The 24,950-nt window shown below is 45.0% G+C and carries 21 protein-coding genes; 12 read left to right on the forward strand and 9 right to left on the reverse strand.

Features of this window, described 5'->3' with window-relative positions:
* The first annotated feature begins 272 nt into the window (after nt 1-272).
* Nucleotides 273-1,091, forward strand: coding sequence for an acyl-CoA thioesterase (locus tag H8K55_RS03555; protein ID WP_186940664.1), 819 nt, complete (start codon nt 273-275; stop codon nt 1,089-1,091).
* Nucleotides 1,092-1,122: 31 nt separating this feature from the next.
* Here H8K55_RS03555 and H8K55_RS03560 read toward each other — a convergent pair whose 3' ends face one another.
* Together H8K55_RS03560 and H8K55_RS03565 are read right to left on the reverse strand one after the other, a co-directional pair.
* Nucleotides 1,123-2,604 carry a TPM domain-containing protein gene (locus tag H8K55_RS03560; protein WP_186940665.1) on the reverse strand — a complete coding sequence of 494 codons (1,482 nt, stop codon included), beginning with the start codon at nt 2,602-2,604 and terminating at the stop codon, nt 1,123-1,125.
* On the reverse strand, nt 2,601-3,080 hold the full coding sequence (locus tag H8K55_RS03565) for a hypothetical protein (protein ID WP_186940666.1): 480 nt from the start codon (nt 3,078-3,080) through the stop codon (nt 2,601-2,603). Before H8K55_RS03565 ends, H8K55_RS03560 begins: the two co-directional genes overlap by 4 nt.
* Nucleotides 3,081-3,520: 440 nt before the next feature.
* Here H8K55_RS03565 and H8K55_RS03570 point away from each other — a divergent pair, with 440 nt between their 5' ends.
* From H8K55_RS03570 to H8K55_RS03595, 6 genes are all read left to right on the forward strand, one after another.
* Nucleotides 3,521-3,958 (forward strand): hypothetical protein, encoded by a 438-nt coding sequence (locus H8K55_RS03570; protein WP_186940667.1) that lies wholly within the window; start codon nt 3,521-3,523, stop codon nt 3,956-3,958.
* Nucleotides 3,959-4,115: 157 nt separating this feature from the next.
* Nucleotides 4,116-4,892 carry a hypothetical protein gene (locus tag H8K55_RS03575; protein ID WP_186940668.1) on the forward strand — a complete coding sequence of 259 codons (777 nt, stop codon included), beginning with the start codon at nt 4,116-4,118 and terminating at the stop codon, nt 4,890-4,892.
* Nucleotides 4,893-5,414: 522 nt separating this feature from the next.
* Nucleotides 5,415-5,711, forward strand: a complete 297-nt coding sequence (locus H8K55_RS03580) for a YciI family protein (RefSeq protein ID WP_186940971.1) — start codon at nt 5,415-5,417, stop codon at nt 5,709-5,711.
* A gap of 378 nt (nt 5,712-6,089) precedes the next feature.
* Complete coding sequence (locus H8K55_RS03585) at nt 6,090-7,133, forward strand: hypothetical protein (RefSeq protein WP_186940669.1); 1,044 nt, start codon at nt 6,090-6,092, stop codon at nt 7,131-7,133.
* Between the two features lie 354 nt (nt 7,134-7,487).
* A complete protein-coding gene (locus H8K55_RS03590) occupies nt 7,488-8,288 on the forward strand; it encodes a glutathione S-transferase family protein (protein ID WP_186940670.1) in 801 nt (266 codons plus the stop codon).
* Nucleotides 8,289-8,544: 256 nt separating this feature from the next.
* Entirely contained in the window at nt 8,545-9,264 is a 720-nt protein-coding gene (locus tag H8K55_RS03595; RefSeq protein ID WP_186940671.1) for a hypothetical protein, read from the forward strand.
* Nucleotides 9,265-9,931: 667 nt separating this feature from the next.
* On the opposite strand, the gene H8K55_RS03600 is transcribed toward H8K55_RS03595, so the two are convergent.
* The 4 genes from H8K55_RS03600 to H8K55_RS03615 form a co-directional block, all read right to left on the reverse strand.
* Nucleotides 9,932-10,981: an alpha/beta hydrolase gene (locus H8K55_RS03600; RefSeq protein WP_186940672.1), complete on the reverse strand. Its 1,050-nt coding sequence runs from the start codon at nt 10,979-10,981 to the stop codon at nt 9,932-9,934.
* A 288-nt stretch (nt 10,982-11,269) separates the two neighbouring features.
* The gene (locus tag H8K55_RS03605; protein WP_186940673.1) at nt 11,270-12,355 is read right to left on the reverse strand and encodes an endo-1,4-beta-xylanase; all 1,086 of its coding nucleotides are present in this window, start codon (nt 12,353-12,355) and stop codon (nt 11,270-11,272) included.
* Nucleotides 12,356-12,549: 194 nt separating this feature from the next.
* Nucleotides 12,550-14,124, reverse strand: a complete 1,575-nt coding sequence (locus H8K55_RS03610; RefSeq protein ID WP_186940674.1) for a hypothetical protein — start codon at nt 14,122-14,124, stop codon at nt 12,550-12,552.
* Between the two features lie 12 nt (nt 14,125-14,136).
* Entirely contained in the window at nt 14,137-15,006 is an 870-nt protein-coding gene (locus H8K55_RS03615) for an ABC transporter ATP-binding protein (protein WP_186940972.1), read from the reverse strand.
* 555 nt (nt 15,007-15,561) lie between these two features.
* Here H8K55_RS03615 and H8K55_RS03620 point away from each other — a divergent pair.
* Nucleotides 15,562-16,539, forward strand: a complete 978-nt coding sequence (locus H8K55_RS03620; RefSeq protein WP_186940675.1) for a hypothetical protein — start codon at nt 15,562-15,564, stop codon at nt 16,537-16,539.
* A gap of 176 nt (nt 16,540-16,715) precedes the next feature.
* Complete coding sequence (locus H8K55_RS03625) at nt 16,716-17,285, forward strand: glycosyl-4,4'-diaponeurosporenoate acyltransferase CrtO family protein (RefSeq protein WP_186940676.1); 570 nt, start codon at nt 16,716-16,718, stop codon at nt 17,283-17,285.
* Here H8K55_RS03625 and H8K55_RS03630 read toward each other — a convergent pair.
* Nucleotides 17,272-17,811: a PH domain-containing protein gene (locus H8K55_RS03630; RefSeq protein WP_186940677.1), complete on the reverse strand. Its 540-nt coding sequence runs from the start codon at nt 17,809-17,811 to the stop codon at nt 17,272-17,274. The genes H8K55_RS03625 and H8K55_RS03630 overlap by 14 nt on opposite strands.
* A gap of 305 nt (nt 17,812-18,116) precedes the next feature.
* Between H8K55_RS03630 and H8K55_RS03635 the strand changes: the two genes are divergently transcribed.
* Nucleotides 18,117-19,739, forward strand: a complete 1,623-nt coding sequence (locus H8K55_RS03635; RefSeq protein ID WP_186940678.1) for a GAF domain-containing protein — start codon at nt 18,117-18,119, stop codon at nt 19,737-19,739.
* 64 nt (nt 19,740-19,803) lie between these two features.
* On the opposite strand, the gene H8K55_RS03640 is transcribed toward H8K55_RS03635, so the two are convergent.
* Complete coding sequence (locus tag H8K55_RS03640; protein WP_186940679.1) at nt 19,804-21,912, reverse strand: TonB-dependent receptor plug domain-containing protein; 2,109 nt, start codon at nt 21,910-21,912, stop codon at nt 19,804-19,806.
* 442 nt (nt 21,913-22,354) lie between these two features.
* On the opposite strand from H8K55_RS03640, the gene H8K55_RS03645 reads away from it, so the two are divergent.
* Nucleotides 22,355-23,020, forward strand: coding sequence for a hypothetical protein (locus tag H8K55_RS03645; RefSeq protein WP_186940680.1), 666 nt, complete (start codon nt 22,355-22,357; stop codon nt 23,018-23,020).
* A gap of 127 nt (nt 23,021-23,147) precedes the next feature.
* Nucleotides 23,148-23,882, forward strand: coding sequence for a hypothetical protein (locus H8K55_RS03650; protein ID WP_186940681.1), 735 nt, complete (start codon nt 23,148-23,150; stop codon nt 23,880-23,882).
* 178 nt (nt 23,883-24,060) lie between these two features.
* Here the strand turns inward: H8K55_RS03650 and H8K55_RS03655 are convergent, their stop codons facing one another.
* On the reverse strand, nt 24,061-24,876 hold the full coding sequence (locus H8K55_RS03655; RefSeq protein ID WP_186940682.1) for an HNH endonuclease signature motif containing protein: 816 nt from the start codon (nt 24,874-24,876) through the stop codon (nt 24,061-24,063).
* Nucleotides 24,877-24,950: the final 74 nt, after the last annotated feature.

Below are 24,950 nucleotides of genomic sequence, written 5' to 3' on the forward strand. Positions count from 1 at the left end.
CCATTTTTTCTGCAGTAAAATCATCCCTAAGAGTCGCAAGCATGTCGTTCTCCTTAATTTGATTGGTCGAGCTTTTATTTTAAGGTTTGCTATTTGCTTGTCGACTCTTTTTTAATCATAGGATCTACGAATTATCCGACGAATTCGCAACAATTTCACGAACCCGATAGACCATGTGGGAGTGCACAATTTTGTGGAAATCAATTCTACATACAAAAGTTTGCTAAACTTAATCGAAGATAGCTAGATTGAAATAATTGAGAGAGATTTTGATGAGTTTTGAAACCATGTTAGTACAAGCCGGGCGATCTTCGCTTGTGACAATGGAGTCGGGTTGGGGACAAGGTCGCGCCATTTTTGGAGGGCTCTTGGGTGCAATGGTCGTCGCGCATATGCAAGCGCACCTGACCGGTGATGCCAAGCTGCGTGCCCTGACGATTTCGTTTGTTGCGCCTGTCGAAGTAGGTGAAGTTGAATTTAAAAGTGAAGTGCTACGCGCAGGAAAATCGGTCACGCAAATGCAATGCCATTTACTTCAACAAGGTAAGGTCGTATTAAGCGCGCTCGCCAGTTTCGGTGTCGCACGTAGCTCGCAAGTGGTAGTCGCGAGTGAGGCTGCTCCCGATTTTGGTGACATCAACGATGGCTTGTCCTTCCCCTATATCGAAGGCATCATCCCCGAATTTACCCGCAAGATCGACTTTCTTTATAAAGATTGTGATTTGCCGTTCAGCGCTTCGTCCAAATCACATATCAATGGCTGGATGCGTTGGAAGGAATCTGCTGGAGTGAGTGCCGAGGTGAGCACTGCATGTGCGCCACTGTTGAGCTTGATAGCACTCATCGACGCCTGGCCACCAGCGATTCTACAAATGCTTGACCGCCCCAGTCCCGCCAGCAGCTTAACTTGGACTTTAGAATTTCCAAGCATAGACGAGACAAGCTTATCGCAACAATCTAATCCATGGTGGCAATACCGGGCACACACGGATGCCGCACACAATGGCTACGGCCACATCGCAGCCGAAGTCTGGAATGAAAATGGCAAACTAGTCGCGATTAGCCGCCAGACAGTGACGGTGTTTGCTTAAGTTTGGAGTGATGAATACGGTACGGCGTATTTCATTCATAGTTTTTCTTAAACCATGCGTAATAGTGCTTGAGCAGCGCATCGTCAGGTGTGCTTTTGAGTAAAGCGAGGTAATGTTTTTCTTCGGCGTCGATATCCGTGGTATTGGCGTAAATGTCGATTAAGCGCCAGTGCAACTCGCTTTTTTGCGGGGCTAGCGACAAAGCTTTTTCATACATCTCCGCGGCAGCTTGTATCCAATACATATCAAACTGAAGAATTTCTGCCAAATCTTGATAGGCTTGTGCATCTTGTGGATGCTGTTGAATGCGCGCTTCGGCAGCTTGTAAGCCTTGCTTGATGTTGCTGCTAGCGTCACTCGCATGATCAGCATGACCATTCAATTTTGGTGGCACGATACGATCGTAATACACGGAAGCCTGATCGCGCCAAGCGAATGCAAAAGGTCCGGAATCAAATTTTGGGTGACTACTGCCATCTTCATATAAATGAAAATAAGCCCAAGCTTTTGCTTCATCGATCAGCCACAATCCTTCCGCATTTTTACGCATGAGTATCGGTTGCACTGGTGAATTAAGTGGAAATTTCACTACCGCCAAATCTTCTTTTTGCTGAATCTGGTACGGCATCGATTTTTGATAGTAGCGATACATACGTTGCAAATAGGCGGCCGTATGAGGTTTATTCATACGAAAAAACTGACTGCCCTCACTCAATAATGGCAAGCGAGGCGAGCCTATGCCCAAGCGCAATGAATCGAAATAGCGTTGCAATACTAGATCTAGCGATTGATCAGGCTGCATGCTGTGCTCAAGTTCGGCCGACAAGGCTGGCACTGCCGCTTGCACTTGTTCCAAGGTCGCAGCGTAATTGCGTCCAACGATGCCAGCACCGCCAGAAAAGTGCTGGCTCATCGATGCCAGGGGTGACAGGCTGGGAATCGCCATCGCATGCACTTGACCACTCTTTTGAAAATCCAAATAATCAATGCCCATGGTCACGATGACTTCTGTCAAAAAATCACGCTTGGCAAATGGTGCGGACGAGAGCATAAAAGTACGCGCGGCTTGCTCTAGTCGGCGGCATAAGGCATCAGGAAACACGCCTTCCAATTGATAACTTACTTCTATCTTGAATAGATGCTCTTGCTCTGACCAAATCAAGAGCAAAGCCGCTTGCTTGGCAGATCCGAGTGTGGCAAAGCGCTGCACCGCTTGCTGCTCGATACTAAGTCCTGTGGGTAAATGATCTTGCAAAATCAATCCCAAGCGAATTTGTGTACGTTCTTGAAAAAAACGTAGCGAACTACGCAATGCCCTATCGTATTGGTGATCACTAGAGGTATTGATAAAGCCATCTGCCGGAAACGTGAGATCCGAATTAGCTTGCGTTGACGATGACAAGTAAGTCGTCTTAAGCATGACAAATCCTAGCGCCGCGGTGATTACACCAGTGAGTGCTACAACACCCAAGACGATGAGCATTCGCCGTCTATGCTGGCCGAAACGCATCATAGAAAATCCAATGCGCACAGATAGTCAAAAAATGCTTGTCGGTTATTTGCGTTTTCTTGAGGATATTGTTTCAGCAAATCGGCGTAGGCTTGATGTAATTTTTGACTAGCCTGCTGCGCTTCACTACTTAAACTCCATGCTTGCCGACCTATTTCTTGTTGCTTGCGCACATAGAATCGTTGATGATCTTGCACAGCTGCCACGATCAAGTTACGTGCCGCCGTTAATTCGTTCGGAATTACCAGATCCTGCAGGCCTTTGATTAGGAGCGCATACCTTTGTACAAAATAATCGAGACGCGCTTTATCACCCGCTTGAAATGCACGCATCGCTTCTACCTTTAACACGACGCCTTGATCACTCAACACAAACAAGCGCTTAAGGCCATCCTTTTGTTGACTTGTCAGTTTGGACTGCTCAACATTAAACACAGTACGTGCATGCGGAATCGCGGCGTACGCTTGTTCTGTGCTCATATTTTGCGCATGGCTGATTTGCCATAGACAGATCAGAGCACATGAAAGCATCAATCGTTGAACCATCATCATAAGCATCCCTTTTTGAACTGAATATTCTTAAAAAACCACTACGCCGCACAGGCTTAGCTAAGCGCTCCAATTGTTCGAATTTAAACCATTCGGCATCATAACGCTTACTTACACTCAACACGCACAAATTAAATTTTGAAACTTTCTCATTTTTTCTGCATAGAATATTCTTTTAATTTTGATGATTAAACCGTGTGTTATGAAATTCTGTGATGTGCACTTTTTGTCGATTTTTTACACCTCAGGTTTATACCGTATAACGGTGATCAATCAAGCGCCATGCGGGTTTCAAGGGACTTGAAAAAAATTGTCTTTTTTAACGAGCCAAGTTAATATGCATTTTTGTCAAATTAAATTGAATTGAAGTTATGTTGACTAAAACTACGTCACCGCTATGTGAGCTGCCTTTTAGACAGCCGATTTTCTCACTGTTGATAGGGCTTCACATTGCGGCAGCTTTTTTGTTTGTGATCAGTACCCGCCCGACAGGCTGGCTCGTGCTTCCAGCGACTTTCATTCCGTTGTATTGGCTTGGCTATGGCAGGCAAATGCTTAACCTTCCGTCATATTGGGGGAAAGTAAAGAAGCCGGACTTTGTAGATTCTGTTGGATGGCGTCTGCGGTTGTTGGTCGTTCTTTACCCATCATCTGTGTTCTTCGGTATCTGGTTCGGATTGGAATATCGGCCGCATCTTTTTTCTGATGTTGACCTTATCCGCTATGCTTTTGCGGTTGCGACTGGGGTTATCTTGCCGCCTTTGTACTTGATGGCGGTGCGCGCAATAAACACGTCGAAAGAGAGCTGAAGTATGCGTTCTAGAATTCACGCTCCTACAAACTCGCGCCGCGATCAAGCCCATGCAACATAACTTTTTGCTCGACACGGAAACACAACTGAAGGCTGCGGCTTCGCCGCGTCGGTTGTGTTCCGGTCAGCGCCAGCGTTAGCCATCAGGTAGTGCCATGAGAAAAATCATTCAGGCTTTAATATTTTTCACCCTAATTGTAAATGCTGGTACATCGGTAGCCGCCCAGGGAAAAAATGGAATTGAAGCAGATAGTTGGCTACGAGATGCAGTTGAGCGGGCTGCCCCCGGTTACAAGGTTGCGTGGTTTAGTGTCGGCTCACTTGATAAAGGCAAGACCGAATACACTGCGGCTATGTTACAAAAATCCATATCAGGCAGTGAAAACTATGAAATCCGCATGGCAATCTTTCGACGCGAAAAAGATCAGAGTTATCAATTAGAAGCTCTTTCGAAGAGTTGGGCCGACTACCTTGGCGGCGACCCTTTCTGGGGAGTGGAAATTGAGAAGCAGTTTATAGTTGTGTCATCTTCTTCCTCTGGTAATTCCTACGGTGACGACTCGAAACTCCTCTTCCGAAAGATGGATGGAAGGTTTCTTCTTGTAGGTGAAGAATCGAAATCGTATGGCTTCACAAGCTCTCCTGAAAACTCAGAGTACAGAGAAAATCGCACTAGCGTCAATTTCCTTACTGGTCGTGCAATTCACTCCCGGCGTTCTGGCCCTCCTAAGGCCGACCCAAACTTGTTGGGTTTTGGCGGTAAGTCCCGAAGCAAAGAGATGCAGTTTCAATTTTTTAAAACTGCGCCAATTGACTTCGCTAACTTTGACCCTAATAGCTATGAATTATATTTTCAGGCTATAGCCAATGCCTGTGGTTTTATTAACGAGAAAATGAAATACGAACCATGCAGCAAATCTTCAGCCAAGTAGGTGGGCACGCTCTTTGTGCCCACGCGGAATTGATAGTCATCGTTTAAAAAAACTTTTACGCCTTCGATTTCTCACCTTGAGCAACCGTGGGTGGGAACAATGAAACCGTGTCCACCCACGAGACTAAAATACATAACATCACGTTTAAAAAGTCCTATTAAGACATGCCATCCAATTTCCTAATTAACCTTTTGTTAGCAGCATTCGTTAGCGCGAGCATTGCTGCCGTCGTGGCTTACTTTGCTAGCGTTTCTGTTCGGAAATTCGTGTGCGGAACAGCGGTGATTTTGCAGCACATTCACCCTTTGAGTTGGGATTCGGAAAGTTTTCGAGAAAGGTGGAAAAATGAATACACTCGACGAGAGACTTTTTTTTCGGCATGGTTTCTAGCTTTTACTTTATTGCTAGTTGTTGCAATATTATTTCAATAAAAAAGAGATTGGTAGTTCAATGAGTAACGCAAATGAACTCAAGTTTTGATATACCACTTCCAACATCACCAACCGACGAATCGTCTTGAATATGCTCTTCATAGTTCTATTTTCTGACAAGCCAAATTCCGGAGAAATCCGTGCCGCCCATCTTCAAGCGCATATTGACTGGCTTGAGAAGAACAAAGAATTCATCCCCGTTGGTGGCTCGCTGCGACAAGAACTTGGTGAAACGCCCAAAGGTGGGCTGTGGATCGTCAATGCTGACTCAAAGGAACAGATCGATACTTTGATCAAAACTGATCCTTTCTTCATTGCAGGTTTGCGCCAGAGCTACGAAATACTTCATTGGTCAAAAGCAAACGCCGAGCGTATGGTGCTCATTTAGGCAATGTGGATTGGCTCGCTTTTTTACTGACGCGGATTTGATAGTCATCGAGCAAAAATCTTTTACACCTTCGTTTTTTTCCACCTTAAGCAACCGTAACGCGTGGGCACAATGATGCCTTTCCCACTTTACACACTTAATCAATCGACTCTCAGTCGGTTCAGTCCTACATGGTTTATCCACCGCAATGATCGCGGATTCTATTTTTGCATTTCTGGCGCGACGGATAAACGCTATTCGTTAAATCTGCTAAAAATTTAGAACAATAGAACATGCTCTACAATATAGGTAGTGTTTTTATATTTAATTCAAACGTGAAATTAAAATATACTCATTATGAGTTTTTGTATCAGATCAAGTTATGTGAAAGGGAAATAAATGAGTTATGTTATCCAGATTGTGGATGCCGCTCTTCCAGGCGATACGATGCAACGTCGGCGCTTGATCGATCAATTGATTGAGGAATATCACACCAATGATCAAAAACCAGATACCGCATTGAGTCAAATGTACCAACAACTTGTTAACAGGTTTCCTTGTCTGACCAGTTTCATTGACGACAGAATTGACGAATGTGTTTGGGGTGACGGTCCGTTATTGACAAATTTTGGTGAACGGGTTGCCGTGCTTGATATCGTTCAGCGTCAAGATGAGGTTTTAGTTGTAATCCTTAAATTAGCACAAGACTTAAATCTAAAAGTTATTGATGCTCAGAGGGACATAGTTTTTTATCCGAAAAGTCAAGAGTCCATAGAATACATTGCTGTACATGAGAAGTTATCCGAGCAAGAAACGTCACTTACAGAAAAGAGTGTGCGGGATACTATTGCTGATCGCTTCGCGCCATTATTGACACCAGTTGGGTTTATTTGGAATAAGAAAGACAAATGGTTTCAAAGGAATGTTTCATATGGAATGCAATGTATTCGGGTGGGAGTGGAAAAGAAGCGTGATGCGTTCACAATATATTATGTGGCAAGATTTGATGTATTGGCAGTAGGTGATGTTATGAGACGACTATTCAATGATCCTACGGCGACTGGATACATTGGGTGCGTTGAAGAGTATTTTACAAAAAGAAAATTACCACTTTCAGTAGCCAGCATCGATGAACTACGTAATGTTACAAAGTTGTTTGAGGAATTGACCGAGTCGACAGTTCTTCCTTTTTTAGAGAATTCATTGACGCTCGATAGTCTGAATAAAGCATTAAACGATACTGAAAAATGTAGGCATTTTATTGGGAGACCATTCATCTATAAAGTGCTTTCATTGGCCTATTTAGTCGAGCCGAAAAAAATACATGAGGTTGTAGAAGTGTATAGAAACCACATTAAATTATTGAATTATTCTGAAGATGCTTACCTAAAACCGATTGAGGATACTGTCAATAAACTCATCGAACTTAATCCCACTCTTTAAATCAAGGCCGTAAGGCGTACTCTTGTCGTAGTATGTGATTGATCACAACGAATCATCAATTTCATCGGTTCGTTTAATCAGCAATTAAATTGTTTTGCTGGTTATCGAATGATCGTCGGACGGTGCAATGCGCTTTTGGCTATTGCCCCCTACTTACTACTCACTAGATCATGGTCATAGTCATTTTTCCGTGACAATGAAACACCGTCGTGATTGATCAGCATTTCCTATTAATTACGAAAATTGCCAAGCATAAGGAGCCAAGATAAGATCGCTCCTTATTTCATCAACAGCGTTAAATTGTGCAGCTCTCTTCTGCTAACCTCAAAATATCCAATTAGGTAATTCATCGTCATGGCAACCCCGTCCAAGATCACGGTCTATCACATCCCTGTCTGCCCTTTCTGTCAGCGTTTAGAAATTTTATTGGAACTCAAAGGGCGTCGGCATGAAGTTGAATTTGTCGTCGTTGATATTACCAAACCACGTGATACAAGTTTATTAGAGAAAACGCGTGGCACCACTGCGCTGCCTGTGTTGGAGACCGCGGATGGTAAGATCATTAAAGAGAGTATGGTGATCATGCAGTATCTGGAAGACTTATTTTCTGAACCTGCGGTTGCGCAGCGTGATCCTTATCGGCGTGCCATCGAAAATATGTTGGCAAAACTGGAAGGTGATTTTTGTACGCAAGGTTATGTGTATGTGATGAACCAAGATCCAGCGCGACGCACAGCGCTCGAAGACAAGATGTTAAAGCAATACGCCAAGCTCAATGATTTTCTGTTGGAGCATTCGCCAAGTGGCACTTATCTGTTTGAAGAATTTGGCTGGGCAGAAACGGTGTTCACGCCCTTCTTTATGCGCTTCTGGTTCTTAGAATATTACGAAGACTTCGAACTTCCGGATGAAGAAGGATTTGCGCGCGTACGTCAATGGCGTGATGCCTGTCTTGCGCATCCTAAGGCACAACAGACTTCCAAAGAAGAAATCGTCAAGCTTTACTATGACTACGCTAAAGGTGCAGGCAATGGTGCATTACTGCCAGGTCGCACCAAGTCTTCGTTTGTATTTGAGCCCGATTGGCGCACGCGCCCTTGGCCGCCGAAAAACAAATATGCCCATAGTGCCACCGATCTGGAGTTGGGCTTATAAACTTCTGCAAGATCATAGATCAAGACCACTAGAGCGCTTGGGCAGAGTCGAACCTTGCCCCCCATAAATGATTTTTCAAGAGATATTCATGCAAAAACTTTCCCTACAGATCGAGTTCATACTCAAACTCGACAAACTCAAAGCAGTGTACGTAAGCCACGTAGATACAAGAGTGGGCACGATGAATCCGTGCTCCCCAAAAAAACTATCCGCCAAGCCGCGAAATAAGATTAAATAATTTAGCCGGAATAACACAATGAAAAAAATGTTATGCATGTTGGTTTATGCAGTTTTACTCTTCGCCACTGATGCTTGTCATGCGGAGGGTGGTAATTTCGCAGCCCTATCAAAATCGGTGTGCTCAGAAAAATCGCCATCTGCATCGTCCCACGCATTTGATTATAGGTCGCCCGATGGGGAAAAATCGATAGTTGTTGGCCCTAGGCCTGATGGAGAGTTATTCACCCGGCTAAATATCGGCCTGAAATCATATAACATTTCACTTCCTGAGTATCCATGCCCAGAATTTCTGTGGGCATCAGATTCGACGGCGTTCTTTGTCAATTCGAGTGACGGTGGTGCTGTTGGAAATTTTGATATAACCGTCATCAAAATTGAGGCAAACGGTATTTTAAAGATTGATCCGATCAAACTGGTTCGACGTGATTTCAAATCAAATTATCCAAAATGTTTTAGCCCGGAGGAGCCAAATTTTGCTGGTGTAAACTGGATCAATGGCTCGAAGAATCTGCTGGTAATCGGCGAGGTCATACCCCACTCCAACTGTGACATGGCGGGAACATTCGCTGCGTATGAGATTGCGGTGGGATCCGGAAAAATACTAAAAAAATATAGTCAAATAAAAGCCAAACAATCATTTATGTCTTGGATGGGGCCGGAACTAAAAAATGCCGATGACAATTGTTTCTTAAAGCCAGGCTCATGCGATATTCCTGACTTACATAAGCGAAAATAACACGACACTCAGCAAAGTATGGTGAGCGCGCTTTTTTGTTTATCTAGATTTAATAGTTTTTGTCGATAAAATTTTGCGCATATAGATAATTTAGGCGTCCTATCACCGCTCCGTTCGTTCCTGTTCTCAAGCTCGAAAAATGGTGCCCACGGTTAGCCCTCGGTTTTCATGTATGCACAAATAAAAGCTTAGTTCCCCCTATAAAATGAATTTGATGGCCAATTGAACCAAGCAGCATCGAATCAATTAAGAACTGCACAATTTGAAATTGAGTTTGAATTTGAATTTGAATTTGAATTTGGAATGCAGAAATGATGATCACATCAAGGTCGTTGTACATGATTTCACATTGCGATGAATCGCACCCTGCATCCGTCATTGGGTAAGCTGTGCGCGACTATAGCTGGGGGCGCGTCACAAGACAGCAGCAATGCGACGGGGCGACAATTTACGGGGATAGATGGACAATGGCTTACGCCACCGGGACGATGGAAGACGTTCGCAAAAATCTATTTGCGATTCGGCAAGTGCAATTTTTGTAGGTCGTGAATAGCAAAGCGTATTGCACCGCCTCCTATCAGCATGCTTAGTGCACGCTTAGTGCATGCTGATAGGAAGCAGCAGAGGATCGCTTTCGCTTCGTGACTTGATATTCCGCTTGCGCAATTTAAGGTTTCGGACTCGGCGATATTTGCGTCATCACGTCCGCAATGGCTTTGATCACTGCTTGTGGATGCGTAGCGTGAATGATATGACCAGAGTCAGGCACAATGCGGACAGTGCCGCGTTGAGATAAGGCAGCGATCTCTTTTTGCATGGCCAAATTTTCCGCTTCGACCGCTTTGTTGAGAGCGCTTTGTGGCTTACCTGGTTGCGCAAACGGGCTGAGCCCACGCACTAATGCGATGATAGGAAGCGCACCGAACGAGGCACGCGCCGCACGCAGTTCGGGATTTCCAGACGCCCAGACTTCGGATTCAGCCTGACGCAAACGCCAATATGCTGGCGACATATTTTGTACCATACGTGCAGCACCTAGGCCGCGTCCATCGCTCACAGGTGCATCGTCGGTCTCGCCAAAACAAGTGCGCTGTAGCTCGCTGCCTGGCACGAATCCTTTTTCAGATTCAGCTAGACAAGCTTTTTCTATAGCAGAAAACATCGCTTGTATCTGCGCGAATTTACCCTGACTTGCCTTGTTCAGCCGTGCAAGGCTATCTTCATGTTCTGCTTCCACGAGCACTAATCCGGCCACTTCAGTCGGGTAACGATAGGCGAACAGCTGAGCATTCGCGGTACCAAATGAAGCGCCAACCAGCAAATACGGTGGTGCGATACCGGCCGCAGCAAGCAGCTTATGAAGATCTTCCACCGCATTGCCCGAAGTTGGTGGTCGCGGCGAAGGATCGCTAAACCCCATACCTGCACGGTCATAAACACAGGCACGCGTTTGCTTAGCTACCGCTGGCTGTACCTGTATCCAATTCCACCCCGCTTCGCCGCCCGGTGCATCAAAAACTACGGTGGTTTTTCCGCTGCCACTACAATACAGATTAAGGCGTCGCCCGCCGATATCGACCATCTGCTGAGGCTTGGCGAATGGGCTATGTTTATCGCTTGCCTCCGTGGTATTGGTAAATTTAATAGTCGCGCCAATGGCGCTCCCAGAAAAGACGAAGCCAGCGAATACAGAGAGACTTACGATTGATTTCAACATGTTTGATCACTTATTTAAATGAATGGATACTCTGTCACTATAACTATAACTATAACTATCACTATCACTATCACTATCACTATCACTATCACTATTATAACTATAGCTGTAACCGCGACAATCATAGTTGATCGTCGCACAAACTATTACATTGCTATACACGGCGTCAGCCTGAGGCAGGAAAGTTGGCAATTTTTTTGAATTAAATTGATAAGACGCGAATCTTTTTTTAAGACGTAAATAGCTATGCACATTACACCATAGAGTATCGATTCAAATACGCATCAACTATCGCGACTCCCTCAAACCTTCCAGTACACCCCAGAATGCCGGTTTCGCCTGTCCTTGATCATCAAACAGCAGCGGCCAGTCAGGATAGGGTTTGCTCTCTACCAGCCACGAATCCTTATCTAGCAAGCCCCAAAAGGTGATGCCGCCGCGTTGAGCAGGCGGCACGCTTTGCAGATAGGCGCTAACAATTTCACGGTATCTGGCTTTTTGCTGTTGCGCCAGAGCGGGGTTCAATGTCGCCGCCTTTTGTTTCTGATTTAGTCGGACATCCATTTCTGAAATACGCACCTGCAAACCACGTGCAGCCACCGCCTGTAGTGCACTTTTTATTTGAGCAATGTTTGGGCTATCGATACTGACATGCATCTGAAAACCTATACCGTGCAGGGGAATCTGGCGACGCTGAAAATCATCTACCATATCCAGCATGAACTGCAATTTTTCAGCTTTAGCCTCCATGCCAAAGTCGTTGTAATACAGGACGGCCGTAGGATCTGCTTCATGGGCTGCGATAAAGGCTTGCTCAATATATGCGGGCCCAAGTTTATCGAGAAATAATGTGGCACGGTACTGATCTGGCAGTTTGTTATCGATTGCTTCGTTGACGACATCCCAGCTCTTTAGCTTACCGGCAAAATGTCTGCAGATTTGCTGCACATGATCACGTAACATGGCTTGCCAATCACCCTGATAGGTTTTCATCCAGTCAGGTAGCTGAGAATCATGATGCCAGATCAGGGTGTGTCCATGCATCATCATGCCGTGTCCACGTGCATAACTCACCAGCGCATCAGCGGCTGCAAAATCATAGGTATTAATGGCGGGATGCAGGAAGCGCATTTTCATGCCGTTTTCTGCGACGATGCTGTTGAACTGCTGATGAATCAGTGCGGCGCTTTCCTGGATGTCTGCCAAGTCGCCTAGCTCATTCCCTACATTCAAGGCGACTCCAACAGGGAATTTGGCACTGTCTTTCAATGCAGGCAAAGGCACTGCGACTTGCGCCCTACTTTCAGGCGACCAAAGACTGAGCATCAAGGCAAGCAAGGTAACGGTGAAACGGCAAGGCATAATTTTAAGCATTCTATTTATGAGCTTGCCATCCTACCTCATTGCCTTTCAAATACCAGTGAAGCTCGAAAATAATAGTGTTTTGTGATGCATGAACGGAATCCAAACTCATGGAACCACGTTTTGAAACAGACATTGTTGTCATCAAGGCGCGATAACTTTTGAATCCAACTTGCAGCATTGCTGAAGCTCGTACTCTGCGAGCCTTAACGCGCTTGATATCGATTATAGGAAAACCCCAATATCAATGCGGCGATCCCAATTTCGCTATAAAGCAAGATGGAATTATTACTCGCGGATTCATTAAACGCTAACACATCAAAATACGGTACACCCTTGGTTTGTATCGCGAGATAAAACCAAAACATAAATGGTCCCAGAAAAGCACGGGAGGTTCGGGTGAATCGTCCCAACATGGATGCTAATGCACTCATAAAAAGTAGGCCGACTAACAGTGCCAAAGCCAAGTGTGGTGCTTGAAAGCTCCAACGATACAAGACCACACCGAATAGCAAGAAACCTAATAATACGCTGGCGGCAAATTGACGTAAGTAGCGACGATCGGCGCCCCCGGTCACCGCATCGCCCATGGCGGACAACTGCGCCTGATGATCTCGTGTACTTAAATCACTAATCAATACGCCCCACAAAGCACTTGCAAAGACCAAAATGCCGGCTAAGCTTTTCACATTCATGAATGCCGCAAAAATGGAAAATGCGATCATCGCAATAATAGCGAGCGGTGCATTGACTAAAGTCACCGCTACTTCGGCGACCACCTGCCCCGCGAAGTTAGGCATCTTTGCGGCGAAGCTAAAGAAAGGTTTTGCCAGACGTGAAACTGGACGTAACCAGGCGTTGACCATCCCAAATGGTGATCGACGTTTTCTGATGTTAGACAATTTGATTTTATCAGGAGAAAACCGGTGAAACAGGGGAATGGCGAGCAACATAGGGACGAGGCTCAGCAAGGTCGTTATAGCGCGATATTGCAACATGGTATTCGGGATCTCCGCCAATTCGACAACGTTAGCGGGCAAGCTTGGATTGAAGGTTCCAAGTCCGATAGAAATGCTATGAACAGTGAATTGCGTACGAACCATCAGATCGACGATTGTCATTCCCAATCCTTCCAGGATCATAATCGGTGGCATGCTAGTTACGCGGTCATGTCCTACCCTATCGAGCATCGATATTTCATAGACCCATACGAAGAAATAAATCACGTCGCCGGCTTTTCCCATGAGAAGGGGAACGCTATCAAATAGAATCGCGCAGCTCACACCAAAGAAGATAACCGGAAGCAGCACTAGTCCATATACTTTCAGATAGACCATCAGCTGCACAGCAGCTTCACCGCGAACAATTTGCAGTCCGATGACCGTCATCAAATATGCCAAGAGTATCAGTAGAAGATACGCCACCGCCCCTAACCAACGACTGAAGATAAAGGTGCCATTGCCGATACGCGTGGAGGCGATCACAGCACCGATTCCGCAGCGTGCATCTTCAGCGATACGCCCTCTAGTTAAGTAAAAACTCAATAGCCCGAGCAAGGGCGAAAACAAACAGGCGGTACCCAACGCAAGTGAGGAACTGTTGTAGACGGTGCGCGCTTGATTGATCACCAGCATGCTTAAATTGCCGTCGCCTGTGCCGAAAATCAGGCGTGCAAGCAAGGCTATCAGTATGAGCACCACCAAGGTGCTGACGCGGCGAGAACGAAGCCGGACTTCATTCATGACCAAAGTCTTAATGACTTGAATTTGTAGTGTCGACATGCTCTTCTACCTTCACAATACGCTGTCATGATTAGCGTAACGCTGTGCCATCAGCGCTTCTTCTAAATTAGGGGTGGCCAATTCTGCCCCCGTACATGGTGAATAAGGATGCGCAATACGAACATTCACCACATCCCCTTGACGCTGCATGTGCAAGACGTTAGTGCGGGCGCGTAATTCCTCTAATTCAGCTGGTGCAATCTGTGCCGACCAAACCTGACCGCGTGCGTTTTCTATCATGTTGTCAGGGGTGTCAAAACCTATCAATTGACCAGAGCGCATAATCGCCAGTTCGCTAGCCACACTCTCCACATCTGACACGATGTGGGTCGACATAATCACCAATTTACTATGCCCAATATCACCCAGTAGATTTCGGAACCGCAAACGCTCTTCAGGATCAAGCCCGGCAGTTGGTTCATCGACGATTAAAATATCAGGATCATTCAGCAAGGCCTGCGCAATACCTAAACGTCGACGCATACCGCCAGAGAAAGTAGCTGCTGAACGGTGCGCGTGATCCCGCAGGTTAACCAATTCGAGTAAATCTTGAACGCGACGTGGATCTTTCACGCCTTTTAGTGCTGCAAAATACTGCATAAATTCCAAGGCAGATAAATTAGGATAAACGCCAAAGTCTTGCGGTAAGAAACCCAAACGCTGACGAATGGCGTCGGGTTTCTTGATGATATCAATACCTTGAAAAATAATGTCACCGCTCGTCGGTTTCGTGAGCGTTGCAATCATCTGCATAAGCGTGGTTTTCCCCGCGCCATTATGGCCAATTAATCCAACCACGCCGCGGGTAAGCGATAGTGAAACTTCGTTCACTGCGGTCACTGCCTTGCCAAATTTTTTAACGACATTATGAATTTCTAACATGATTTCCTCGGCGAATTGACTCACAAATACACGCCATTGGTGCGTAAGTCGGTTGTCTATGGCGTCACAATAAATGGCATCGGTAAAACTTGCCTGCGAAAACCGATGGACTGCAAAAAGAGAGGGGTGAGCTGCTAAAAATTTGCGCATGTCGCATATGTGGGAAGTGAATGAAGTGGCGTCAACAAAAGTCTACCTCTCTCAAACACGGGATTATGCAAACACGGAGCCTGGTCGATATATAACTCCTTTCTAAAATCGAAAATTCTCATGAATCGCAACTTATGGTCACATAATTCGCTCAATACGACGACAGACAATGGCTTGTAGTTTGTCGGCTGTACACATTCATCACTAACAGTCATCAGACGCCTTTTTATCAATTTTCAATACCAGTCGTACTAAAATCCAAACAACACACCACAATTCCCCTTTTATGCACAAGCAATAATCCCAGCAACAGGCGGCCATAAATGTGTGTTGCTAGGTTTATTCTCCGCTTAAAATTGAGGACTTTCTGCACTTTCCAAACACCGTACCCAAAAGGACTATTACATGTTAATCCCGAACTACTGGGCCGAAGCGTCCGTCAAAGCGAGGCGTGAAAACAAGCAAATCACGGTGCGGCGTTTTGGCTGGTCAGAACAGAGTCAAGAAGATGCACAAAACAATGCGGAGGCGCGTGCACAAGACGCTTTAACGCGTTTGGTGGCAGGTGAAAAATTAGAACGTCGTGAACCTAAAGTGGCGTATAACGGTGCACTTGGTGTACCGATTCGTGAAGAAGTCTTATCGCGTCACAAGGATGCTGTGATCACGCGCAATCTGTATGGCGCGCGTTGCCTGAACACCCCAAATGTCCTATTTGCCGACATTGACTTCGTTGTTCAAAAAATGCCTTCTTCATTTTACTGGGGTGTTTTCTTCTCGGTGATCGCAGCCCTCGTGATCGCAAGAATTTACTTTAGTTTAGGATTCACTTTCCTGTTTGCGCTGGCGACCTGGTTCATCAGCCACAAACTTGCTCTGTGGTTATGGTCACAAAAAGTGAAGGCAAGCCCCAGCGCGGAACAAAGCGCAATGCAGCGCGTCGATGCCTTCCTAGAAAAACATTCTGATTGGCATGTCCGAATTTATCGCACGCCAGCTGGATTACGTTTATTGGCTATGCACAAAACCTTCGGTCCCGATGAACCCGAGGTCGCCACTGTGTTCAAAGAAATTCAGGCAGACAAAATCTATGTGCAAATGTGCAGCAACCAGCATTGTTTCCGTGCCCGTGTCAGCCCCAAGCCGTGGCGTATAGGAATAGATAGTCACCTAAAACCACGCCCAGGCGTATGGCCGATTAATCCGCAGCGCTTACCCGACCGCATCCGTTGGGTTGCAGAATACGAACGTAAAGCTCAAACGTATGCCTCATGCCGCTTTCTCATTGCCAAAGGCAGTGGCAAGATCGATGCCACTGCCGAAGAGATTCGCCAGTTACATGATGAACTATGTCGAGCAAATAGTGATTTTCCCTTGGCTTAACAAGGTGATGTTGATTGATCGGCGGCAAGCACGAACCGTCTCAGTTTTTGACGTAATGCATTTTTCAAAGTACGTCGCCTACCATCCAAAATTCTTTTGTACACAGTGATTCGCTTGCACTTTTAGATCAACTTCGATGAAAATACTGCATCATATCCGACGACACAGAGTCCACTATGAAAAAAATCTTCCTGCCATTATTGATCGTGATTGCGACCATAGCATCCACGATGTTTCTTGTTTCTTCGATGCGTATGCACAGCCTTGCATTTGCGTGGGCGCTCAATTTTCTTCTGATGTTTTGGGTGTCGATTTTCACTGAAACCCAAACCAAGGTTCTTACCCTACACTACTACAGATCACAGCCATGGGAGAAACAGGGCAAATTTTACGAGCACTTCGGTATAAATTTATTCAGAAAATTACTGGTCGTCATAGGGTGGGAAAAGCTGAATAAGAAAGCTAATCCAATAGAAAAAAGCGCAAAAGCTTTAGCGCATAATCTCCTCAGAACCAAGAAATCCGAATTCGCTCATTTGATTATTTTTTTGATCGTTGTCGGCATGAGCGTAATGGTGGCAATCAATAGTAGGCCGCGCGATGCCTTATGGCTGATCATCTTCAATATCATTTTCAACCTTTATCCTGTCTTACTGCAGCGATATAACCGACCGAGAATAGAACGTGCACTGCAGCTCATTCAAAGAAACGAACAAAGGATTCAAAACAGATCTACGGTTGAATAATTGCAGTAACTCGACGTCGTTGTCGTTCACGCATTGAACATTCACGCAGCGTGTCTGCGAGTGGTTCTAAGTTTTTAATTCCGTATAGATTAAGCTGGGGATAGCTGGTGTCAGACGATCTGAGTTGTAAAATGCAATAGCCTATCAAGCGCATACCAAACGGAGAATTCAAATCAAAATGCTCTATCGTAAAAAGCTCGATGTTATCTTTGACTTTGGAAAAAATGCCACGTTCTAGCTTTATCCTTTGTGTAGTAATTTCATAATGTAATCCGCGCGCTTTAAACCAATAATAGAAATAGCCGATACCTAGCGTCATTACCACCACTATCCATTGCCAAACGGTAAAAATAGTCGCTGGATGGCCGGAAAACAAAATTTTTTCCGCGTCATGTTCGACATTCGTCATATATGCCTGCAGATCGGTATTGCAGAAGCGGCATTTGATCGCGACTGCCTTAATGGTTTCGCCACAAACCGGGCAGTCTTTACTATCGCGATTGTCGCTGGTCACATTGGTGTTCATGATGTCTTATCATCTCTTTGTTTTTTGGCGAAGTACATAGTCTGCCATAAAGTCCCGCTGATAGGAAATACGTCTAGTAATCAAACTGCTGTGAGTTCTTGTGGATCGATATATTCTCGATCTGTAGTGTCCATCAATTCGTGAGACCGCAAAATACTACGAACTGCGGAGCAATGATAACTTCATCAAGATTTGCGCTAGAATTGATCAAATATTTAAATCGCGCGATCCAGTACTGTTGTAGTGCAGGCCGCTCGGTAAGGGCATAGCAAATCCTAAGCGAAGAACATTAACGAGGCCAGACGATGAATAATTTTTTGGATTTTCAGATTGATGAACTCGAAGCGCGTATTCGCTTTGCAGATGGCCTACAGGCGATCAGCAATAAGATACATGGAGCCGATCAGTTCGACGACGTCTTACCTGAATTGTCACGTGACATCTGCGATTTGTTTCTGTGTGATCGACTAACTCTTTATATCTTAGGCGACGACGCTAAAACCATACGCTCTGTCATTACCACAGGCATTAATTCTAGCAATAGCTTGACTTTGCCCATTAACAAACACAGTATCGCTGGCTTTGTAGCGCTTGTAAAAAGCGATATCAATATTGCAGACGTACACGATCATGCTGAACTCGCACTGATTGATCCCGATTTACGCTTTTGTAACAAAGTTGACCAGCTCACTGGCTACCGCAGTAGGCAAATGATGGCCGCCCCAATCTTGCAGGCGGATGGCACTTTGCTCGGCGTCGTTCAATTGGTCAATCATGTCGCAGACAAGGCATTTGCCAGTTTTGCGCTAGATGGCTTGACCAGTTTATGCACTATTTTGGAAATCGCCTTACGTCATCGATTGAAGCTATTGAATCGTGAACTCACCAAGGTACAACAAGCACCGACTACGCCCTTGCAAAATAATGAGGTAAACACGCGTCGCGGCTTTGCCAAACAATTACAAAGCCTGAGCAACCGTATTCACTCTACTCCGCATATCGATGACATTATGTTGGAATTGGCACCTGACATTTGCGCCTTATTCGCTTGCAGTCGCCTTACGCTGTATGTGGTAAGCGCTGATGGCAAGTCTATCTTTTCCAAGATCAAGACAGGTATACATTCAAGCAAAGAGTTAAGCTTGCCTATCAATACACAAAGTATCGCGGGCAACGTCGCACTCAATAGGCTTGGGGTGCGTCTCAATAATGTCTATGATGAAGATGAGTTAAAACGGTTTCAACGTGATCTGGTATTTTGTCGCAAGGTTGATGAAATTACCGGCTACACTTCGCGTCAAATGATGGTACAGCCGATACTAGATAGCGAGCATGGCACACTATTGGGCGTCATTCAGCTCATCAATGACCGAGAAGGTGGCGAGTTTTCGGTATTGGCAGAAGAAGGCTTATGTGATTTGTGCGAGGCGCTGGCGATCGCCTTCGCTCAACGACTGCGAGCACCGCCATTGCATTCAAAATATGATGCGCTGATTACCGATGGTGCAGTATCCAGTGCCGAACTTGACATGGCAATCGCGTGGGCGCGTCGACATCAGATTGACATTGAAACCGTATTGATCGAAGAGTTCAAGCTCAGCACCAATGCTCTGGGACGTGCTTTGGCTCGCCATTATTGTGCGCACTACGAAGCATACCGGTCAGATCTGCTGATCCCGACGGAACTGCTTTGTGGCAGGCCTCGTAGTTTTTTTGAAAAATACGAATTTCTCCCTCTGGAAAAAGACAATATCGGCATAACAATCGTATGCTTAGATCCTGGCATGGTTGAGAAATACGGCATGCTTAGGCGTCTATATCCATATAGCCATGCACTGCTTCGCATCACGAGCTTACGTGAATTTTCTCTCTTCTTAGATCATGTCTGGCCACCTGTAACGGCGACCAGCACAACTACAACAAGCTAAATGCGAACAGGTTAATCAATGATCACACTGTTCGCAATTAGGTCGCGGTACTTACAAATCCAACTTAGAATTTATATTGCATTCCAATTGAAGGGAAAATCGGCATTTGTGCTTCGGGCTTACGTGATTTGTAGTCTGCACTATATTCATAGCTTCCTACATTGCGACGCGCATAGGCATTGATCAATTCTGCGTAATAGGAAAGCTTGTCGCTATATTGATAATCCACACGCAGATCCAAACGATGATAGGCAGGCATACGTTCTGAATTAAGCGCGCCGTAGATGGGGCGGATGCGACCATCAGCATCGGTGCGCGTGCCGACGATAGGAGTATCAGGATGACCGGTGTGATAACTCCAACGCGCGCCATATTGCAATTTTTCAGAGGCTTTGTATTGGAGTACGGCGTTAGCTATCACGGGTTGATCGAAACCAAAGGTGAAGTTCTCTCCAGTGAGATCGTTCCGTCGTTTGGACTTTGATACACTGACCGAGACAAAACCCGAAAGGCCGTAGCCCATGTCTTTTTTCACCAAGACTTCTAATCCCTGCGCACTGCCACTGGCACCATTGCGGTAATTTTGCAGCGGGTCGCTCACAACAAAATGGTCAAAGTCTTTTTTGTATACCTCAGCACGCCACGACCAACCCTGTTCTAAATTTTGCGTGACGCCAAACACGACCTGTTTGGAACGTATCGACTTCAAATACGGATTACCAATTTCACTCAGACTTTGCTCTCTGGATGGTTCTTGGTGATGCTGGCCTAGCCCTACAGAAAACACAGTTTGAGGTGAGTAGCTATATTCAAGTCCAAGTCGAGGATCGAGAACGTTCTCCTTCAAATAGTCGTCACGGGTGGCACGCAAGCCACCTGTGAGCGTCCATTGCGGCGACAAACGCCAACGATCATTCACGTATGCTGCTGCACTATTGGCGCGTTGACTGCGCTTCGTACGTGAATAATCGGCGCTGGTGGCATCGCAATTCGGATCAAATTCTGTGCAACGTGGATTCTTAACATTCACGTCTATACCTAGTGTATTTGAACTTAGGTCAACACCTGCAATGACTTGATGATTGTCGAAGATATTGGTCGTGACCTGCTCTCGCAAATACTTGAGGGTCGATGTGGACGCATACGCACCTGCATTTCCGATTTTGCTTTTTTGATGAGTCACCATTTGACCCAGCGCGACTTGGTTACTGGTTTTCGCGCCCAGATCAGACTCCAACACTACCGCCATATTATTAAATGAGGTGCTCTCGGCACTCTCTCCCAGCAAAATCGGATCGTGCTGCACATCAATAGATTCTTTTTTCAAATTAAATTTGATTCTATCTTGGGCGGTAGAGAGATCGAAACGCAAACGATTTTTGCTGTCGATGTTCCATAAAAATCGCCCTTGTACGTCGCTATAAGATGGAAAGGTAAAACTGGTACCCGCTTTTTCGTCTTTAATCTCTTTCACAAACAAATCAATCACACTACGACGTGCCGATAAAAAAAATGAAGTATTGTCGGACAAGGGACCTTCCAGCAAGACACTGGCGTCTAAAGCCCCTGTCCGTATTTTGCCGCCTATTCGATCTGTTCTTGGATTGCGTAATGACGCGTCGAAAACACCACCAATCACGTCGCCATACTGTGGACTCCATGCCGCGCTATACAGATCAAAGCGACGAATCAAATCAGCATTAAATACACTGACAAAACCGCCCATATGAAACAAGTATCCTACTGGTAGGAAGTCTACATAGTAAGCATTGTCGGAAGGTCTTGCGCCGCGCACCGCCGCACCACTGTCGCCGTCATTATTCGTTGCCATTCCAGGCATAGTTTGCAAAGCTTTAAGTGGGTCGCCACCAGAACCCGGCATTTTAAATAACTCCTCACCAGTGAGGCTTATTTTTTCATTTGTACTCTGCACAGGTTTAGCGGCATGAACTTCAACTTTTTGGGTCTGTTCCGCTGACACTTTTTTTGTGGCCTCTGCCTCTTGCTGCGCGTTGGCGCTCGTCGTCGCACTGCCCGCAATTAGCACCAACATCGCGCTATTGAAATGACGCGCGAAGGCGCTTTGACGGAAGCAGGAATTCACAGATCGGTTAAGTAGATGATATCCAGTAGGAAACGAAACTAGGCTTGATAGAGTGGAGAGTTTTTTCATAGATAGACAAGAGAGAGTCAAAGGAAAATCACATTGAAAAAAGCGCCAGTCACAAAAAGACCGAACGCAACGAGACGCCAGAAGAAGCGCGACATTGTTATTTCAGCATGGCTTTTTTGATCAATTTTTTTGACAAGTACTGTCAATTGCTATGAATGGACGCATGAGCTTGGCCTTATTTCACTTTATTGAATATGTTGCGAGGAAAAATGTTGACTTTGGTTTCTTAGGAATCAAAACTATGTTCCCCAAGAAATTAAATCCAGTTCAACGTTTTTTAGGAGAAATGCCATGAAGTTGGTCAGTGTTCATCACCAAGCTCTTGAGAAATGCATTTAGTTTTTTTGGGGGATGTGCTATGTATCCAATCAAGTGTCGTCAGCTTTGAAAGTTAGTTCATGTCCCATCAATTACTTCACTTCCTAAGCAGGAAACAAATACTATGTCTTTCAACAAGCACCCATCACGGTCCTTAACCACGCTCTTTCAAGAGAAACCGTATCAAGGACAGGCGCCAGAAAAAGCGCGAATTATTTTCTTAAGTTCAGATGCAAACTATTCAGAAGACATTTCAAATTCTTCATTTTTTGATCGAATTCTTGAATATCATGCTGACGGCGTTTGTTTTTGGAAAACGCATGGCAAGCATCATCCTTTCTTATTGAACGATTACCCATTCGACAAGCGAAAAGACGGCGTCGTTTTTCATAGAAATTTCAGTAAATTAAATCTAGGGAGTCAAGACGCTAGTAATATTTCTTTCATAGAATTATTAGATGTACCGACAATAGGAATAAAATCAAAAAACAAAGTCAAATTTATGGACCTTGTCTCCCTTTCGCATATTCAATATTTGGATAATTTCATCGAAAATAATCAAGGAAAATTGATTCTAGTTCCCTCAGGAGTTTTACACGATATGATGCAAATAAAAAAAAGATATCCTGTTTTTAAATGGCTCAACTACTCAAAGACAAATCATAAATACCAACAGAGGTTTTCAAACGGAGAATTAAAAGAAATTTGTCATTTTTCATCTTCGCAAATTCATGCTTTTATTCCGATCTTACAAGAATATATAAGCCAATACAGGTTGAGAGGTGACTAATTCAGGGCATCTACGATCTGATGGCATGTATTTCCCTATAGATTTCCCATAAGCTACAATTCAAGCATTTTATTTCAGGCTCGCGTGTACCAACTTCGAGCGTGCATTTCATCGATAAAGCGGAACCATGAGTCATTCTTCAAGATTTAAAATAATCAAACGTGGCTTCATCAGTTTATTTGCACTCGCATTTCTATATGGCGCGGTCATTTTTTTCCCTTCTTTTTTGTATACGTATCAGTATCAAAACGAAAATATCGTCATCTACAGCGATGAGAAATTGCCTTCGAATATTGACAAACTTAGTCTTACCATCTTAGAGAGGATAAAAAAATCTGCTTATTACAACGCCCAGCATGAATACAGAATATTTATCTCGAATGAAAATTGGCGTTGGCGTCTTATTGCCAATCTGAGGCCGGATGCAGGCGGATTTAATATTGAATTCTGCCCCAACAATTCTTTTATTCGACCCAGTGTCATCGCTGAAAATCGTATTATTCCACCACGTGCAACGATGGCTGACGCGGCGGATAGAGATCTGGTTTATTTTATTTCACACGAAATCACTCACGGCATGATGGTCAACAGTACCGGTCTTTTCACTTCATTGTCTAAGACCAAAAGCTGGATCAAAGAAGGTTACGCCGACTTGATAGGAAAAAAATCCTTCGATTATGCGAGTAACCTTGCACAATTAAAATCGCATGAAAAAAGGCTGCAGATTTCTTCTGGACTGTATGTTCGCTATCATCTCGCACTAGTGTATTTGATTGAAAAAAAAGGGCTGAGCTTTGCCGAAATTGTCGACAAGAATCCACCACTAGAAGAGGTGATAGACGAAATGTTGGCATTGAAATAGCTGCCGTTTTGCAATCTCTTTGTGGGGCAAACTTACACCTATCTTATCGCTGGCAAAACCACTTCGAATAGGCAAAGAACCTGTATAGCTAAAAATCTGCAAAGCTAAGAATCTGACCAATCACGTTTGCGTCAGAAACAGGGTGTAGTAATGGACAAACAAACGTCGATCTCGCCTGCTATGCGCTTGGATCATCGTCACCGGCGTCAGAATTATGGAGCGAAGCAGCCCAACCAGAAATTCCACCATAATGCCACATTGCGCCATGCACATTCATATCGATCAATTCCATTTTTCCCATGGTTTGCAAATGGTGCCAAGTATATTTGTCTGTACGGTCAATTTTGTGGGCATTATCTGCATGGCGGAAATGTAGTGGACGCCCGCCGCTAGTCACTTCACTTTTTGTAAGCGCCCCATCCCCGTAATCGGCAGTAAGGTCATGGGCGGCTACCTTCACGGTAATATTCGGCGCAGTCAAGCCTGCGTACTTCGTTCCGTCAGCGATTTTGGGATTGGCAATATTTTTTCCGTTGAAGCTGTCAATAATGTTCCCGCTACCATAGGCATATTTAAAAAGTCCTCTAGAACCATCTTTGGGGTCGATGACTTTGGTCGCTGTGCTAACGCCTGACTCTCCATCATTAAATACGTCGACAGCCTTATCTTTCTTTAATTGGATTTCACCTTTGCCGAGATGAGCTACATTCGTCAATCCGTTACTGTGCTGGTCAGTTGAACGTTTTGCGAATTGTTTCGTGCTAGTTGGGGCTGACCTACTTTCAGCACGTTTAGTGACATCTGCAAGCGCTTTTAATTGCAAGGCTTGCGGGCTGCTTTGCGCAAGTAATTGTCTGGCTTGCAGTTGTGTAGCATGCGAACGCATATCAATGGATTCCGACTTTGTTACCGCCCCCACTTGCAACTGCCGAATTGATGTTTGATCAGATTTCGGACCAGAATTCTGATGTTGAACAGGCACGACGACTTTCATCAAATTCACCTCGTACATTAGGTCAACAATACAATCCCGATCGTGCTATAGAGATAGGATTAAATCTTGAATTT

The sequence above is a fragment of the Affinundibacterium flavidum genome, assembly GCF_014284175.1.
Lineage (GTDB): Bacteria > Pseudomonadota > Gammaproteobacteria > Burkholderiales > Burkholderiaceae_D > Undibacterium > Undibacterium flavidum.

Coding starts and splice junctions, on each gene's coding strand:
- H8K55_RS03555 (WP_186940664.1), top strand. CDS start 273: ATGAGTTTTGAAACCATGTTAGTACAAGCCGGGCGATCTTCGCTTGTG.
- H8K55_RS03560 (WP_186940665.1), bottom strand. CDS start 2,604: ATGATGCGTTTCGGCCAGCATAGACGGCGAATGCTCATCGTCTTGGGT.
- H8K55_RS03565 (WP_186940666.1), bottom strand. CDS start 3,080: ATGAGCACAGAACAAGCGTACGCCGCGATTCCGCATGCACGTACTGTG.
- H8K55_RS03570 (WP_186940667.1), top strand. CDS start 3,521: ATGTTGACTAAAACTACGTCACCGCTATGTGAGCTGCCTTTTAGACAG.
- H8K55_RS03575 (WP_186940668.1), top strand. CDS start 4,116: ATGAGAAAAATCATTCAGGCTTTAATATTTTTCACCCTAATTGTAAAT.
- H8K55_RS03580 (WP_186940971.1), top strand. CDS start 5,415: ATGCTCTTCATAGTTCTATTTTCTGACAAGCCAAATTCCGGAGAAATC.
- H8K55_RS03585 (WP_186940669.1), top strand. CDS start 6,090: ATGAGTTATGTTATCCAGATTGTGGATGCCGCTCTTCCAGGCGATACG.
- H8K55_RS03590 (WP_186940670.1), top strand. CDS start 7,488: ATGGCAACCCCGTCCAAGATCACGGTCTATCACATCCCTGTCTGCCCT.
- H8K55_RS03595 (WP_186940671.1), top strand. CDS start 8,545: ATGAAAAAAATGTTATGCATGTTGGTTTATGCAGTTTTACTCTTCGCC.
- H8K55_RS03600 (WP_186940672.1), bottom strand. CDS start 10,981: ATGTTGAAATCAATCGTAAGTCTCTCTGTATTCGCTGGCTTCGTCTTT.
- H8K55_RS03605 (WP_186940673.1), bottom strand. CDS start 12,355: ATGCTTAAAATTATGCCTTGCCGTTTCACCGTTACCTTGCTTGCCTTG.
- H8K55_RS03610 (WP_186940674.1), bottom strand. CDS start 14,124: ATGTCGACACTACAAATTCAAGTCATTAAGACTTTGGTCATGAATGAA.
- H8K55_RS03615 (WP_186940972.1), bottom strand. CDS start 15,006: ATGTTAGAAATTCATAATGTCGTTAAAAAATTTGGCAAGGCAGTGACC.
- H8K55_RS03620 (WP_186940675.1), top strand. CDS start 15,562: ATGTTAATCCCGAACTACTGGGCCGAAGCGTCCGTCAAAGCGAGGCGT.
- H8K55_RS03625 (WP_186940676.1), top strand. CDS start 16,716: ATGAAAAAAATCTTCCTGCCATTATTGATCGTGATTGCGACCATAGCA.
- H8K55_RS03630 (WP_186940677.1), bottom strand. CDS start 17,811: ATGAACACCAATGTGACCAGCGACAATCGCGATAGTAAAGACTGCCCG.
- H8K55_RS03635 (WP_186940678.1), top strand. CDS start 18,117: ATGAATAATTTTTTGGATTTTCAGATTGATGAACTCGAAGCGCGTATT.
- H8K55_RS03640 (WP_186940679.1), bottom strand. CDS start 21,912: ATGAAAAAACTCTCCACTCTATCAAGCCTAGTTTCGTTTCCTACTGGA.
- H8K55_RS03645 (WP_186940680.1), top strand. CDS start 22,355: ATGTCTTTCAACAAGCACCCATCACGGTCCTTAACCACGCTCTTTCAA.
- H8K55_RS03650 (WP_186940681.1), top strand. CDS start 23,148: ATGAGTCATTCTTCAAGATTTAAAATAATCAAACGTGGCTTCATCAGT.
- H8K55_RS03655 (WP_186940682.1), bottom strand. CDS start 24,876: ATGAAAGTCGTCGTGCCTGTTCAACATCAGAATTCTGGTCCGAAATCT.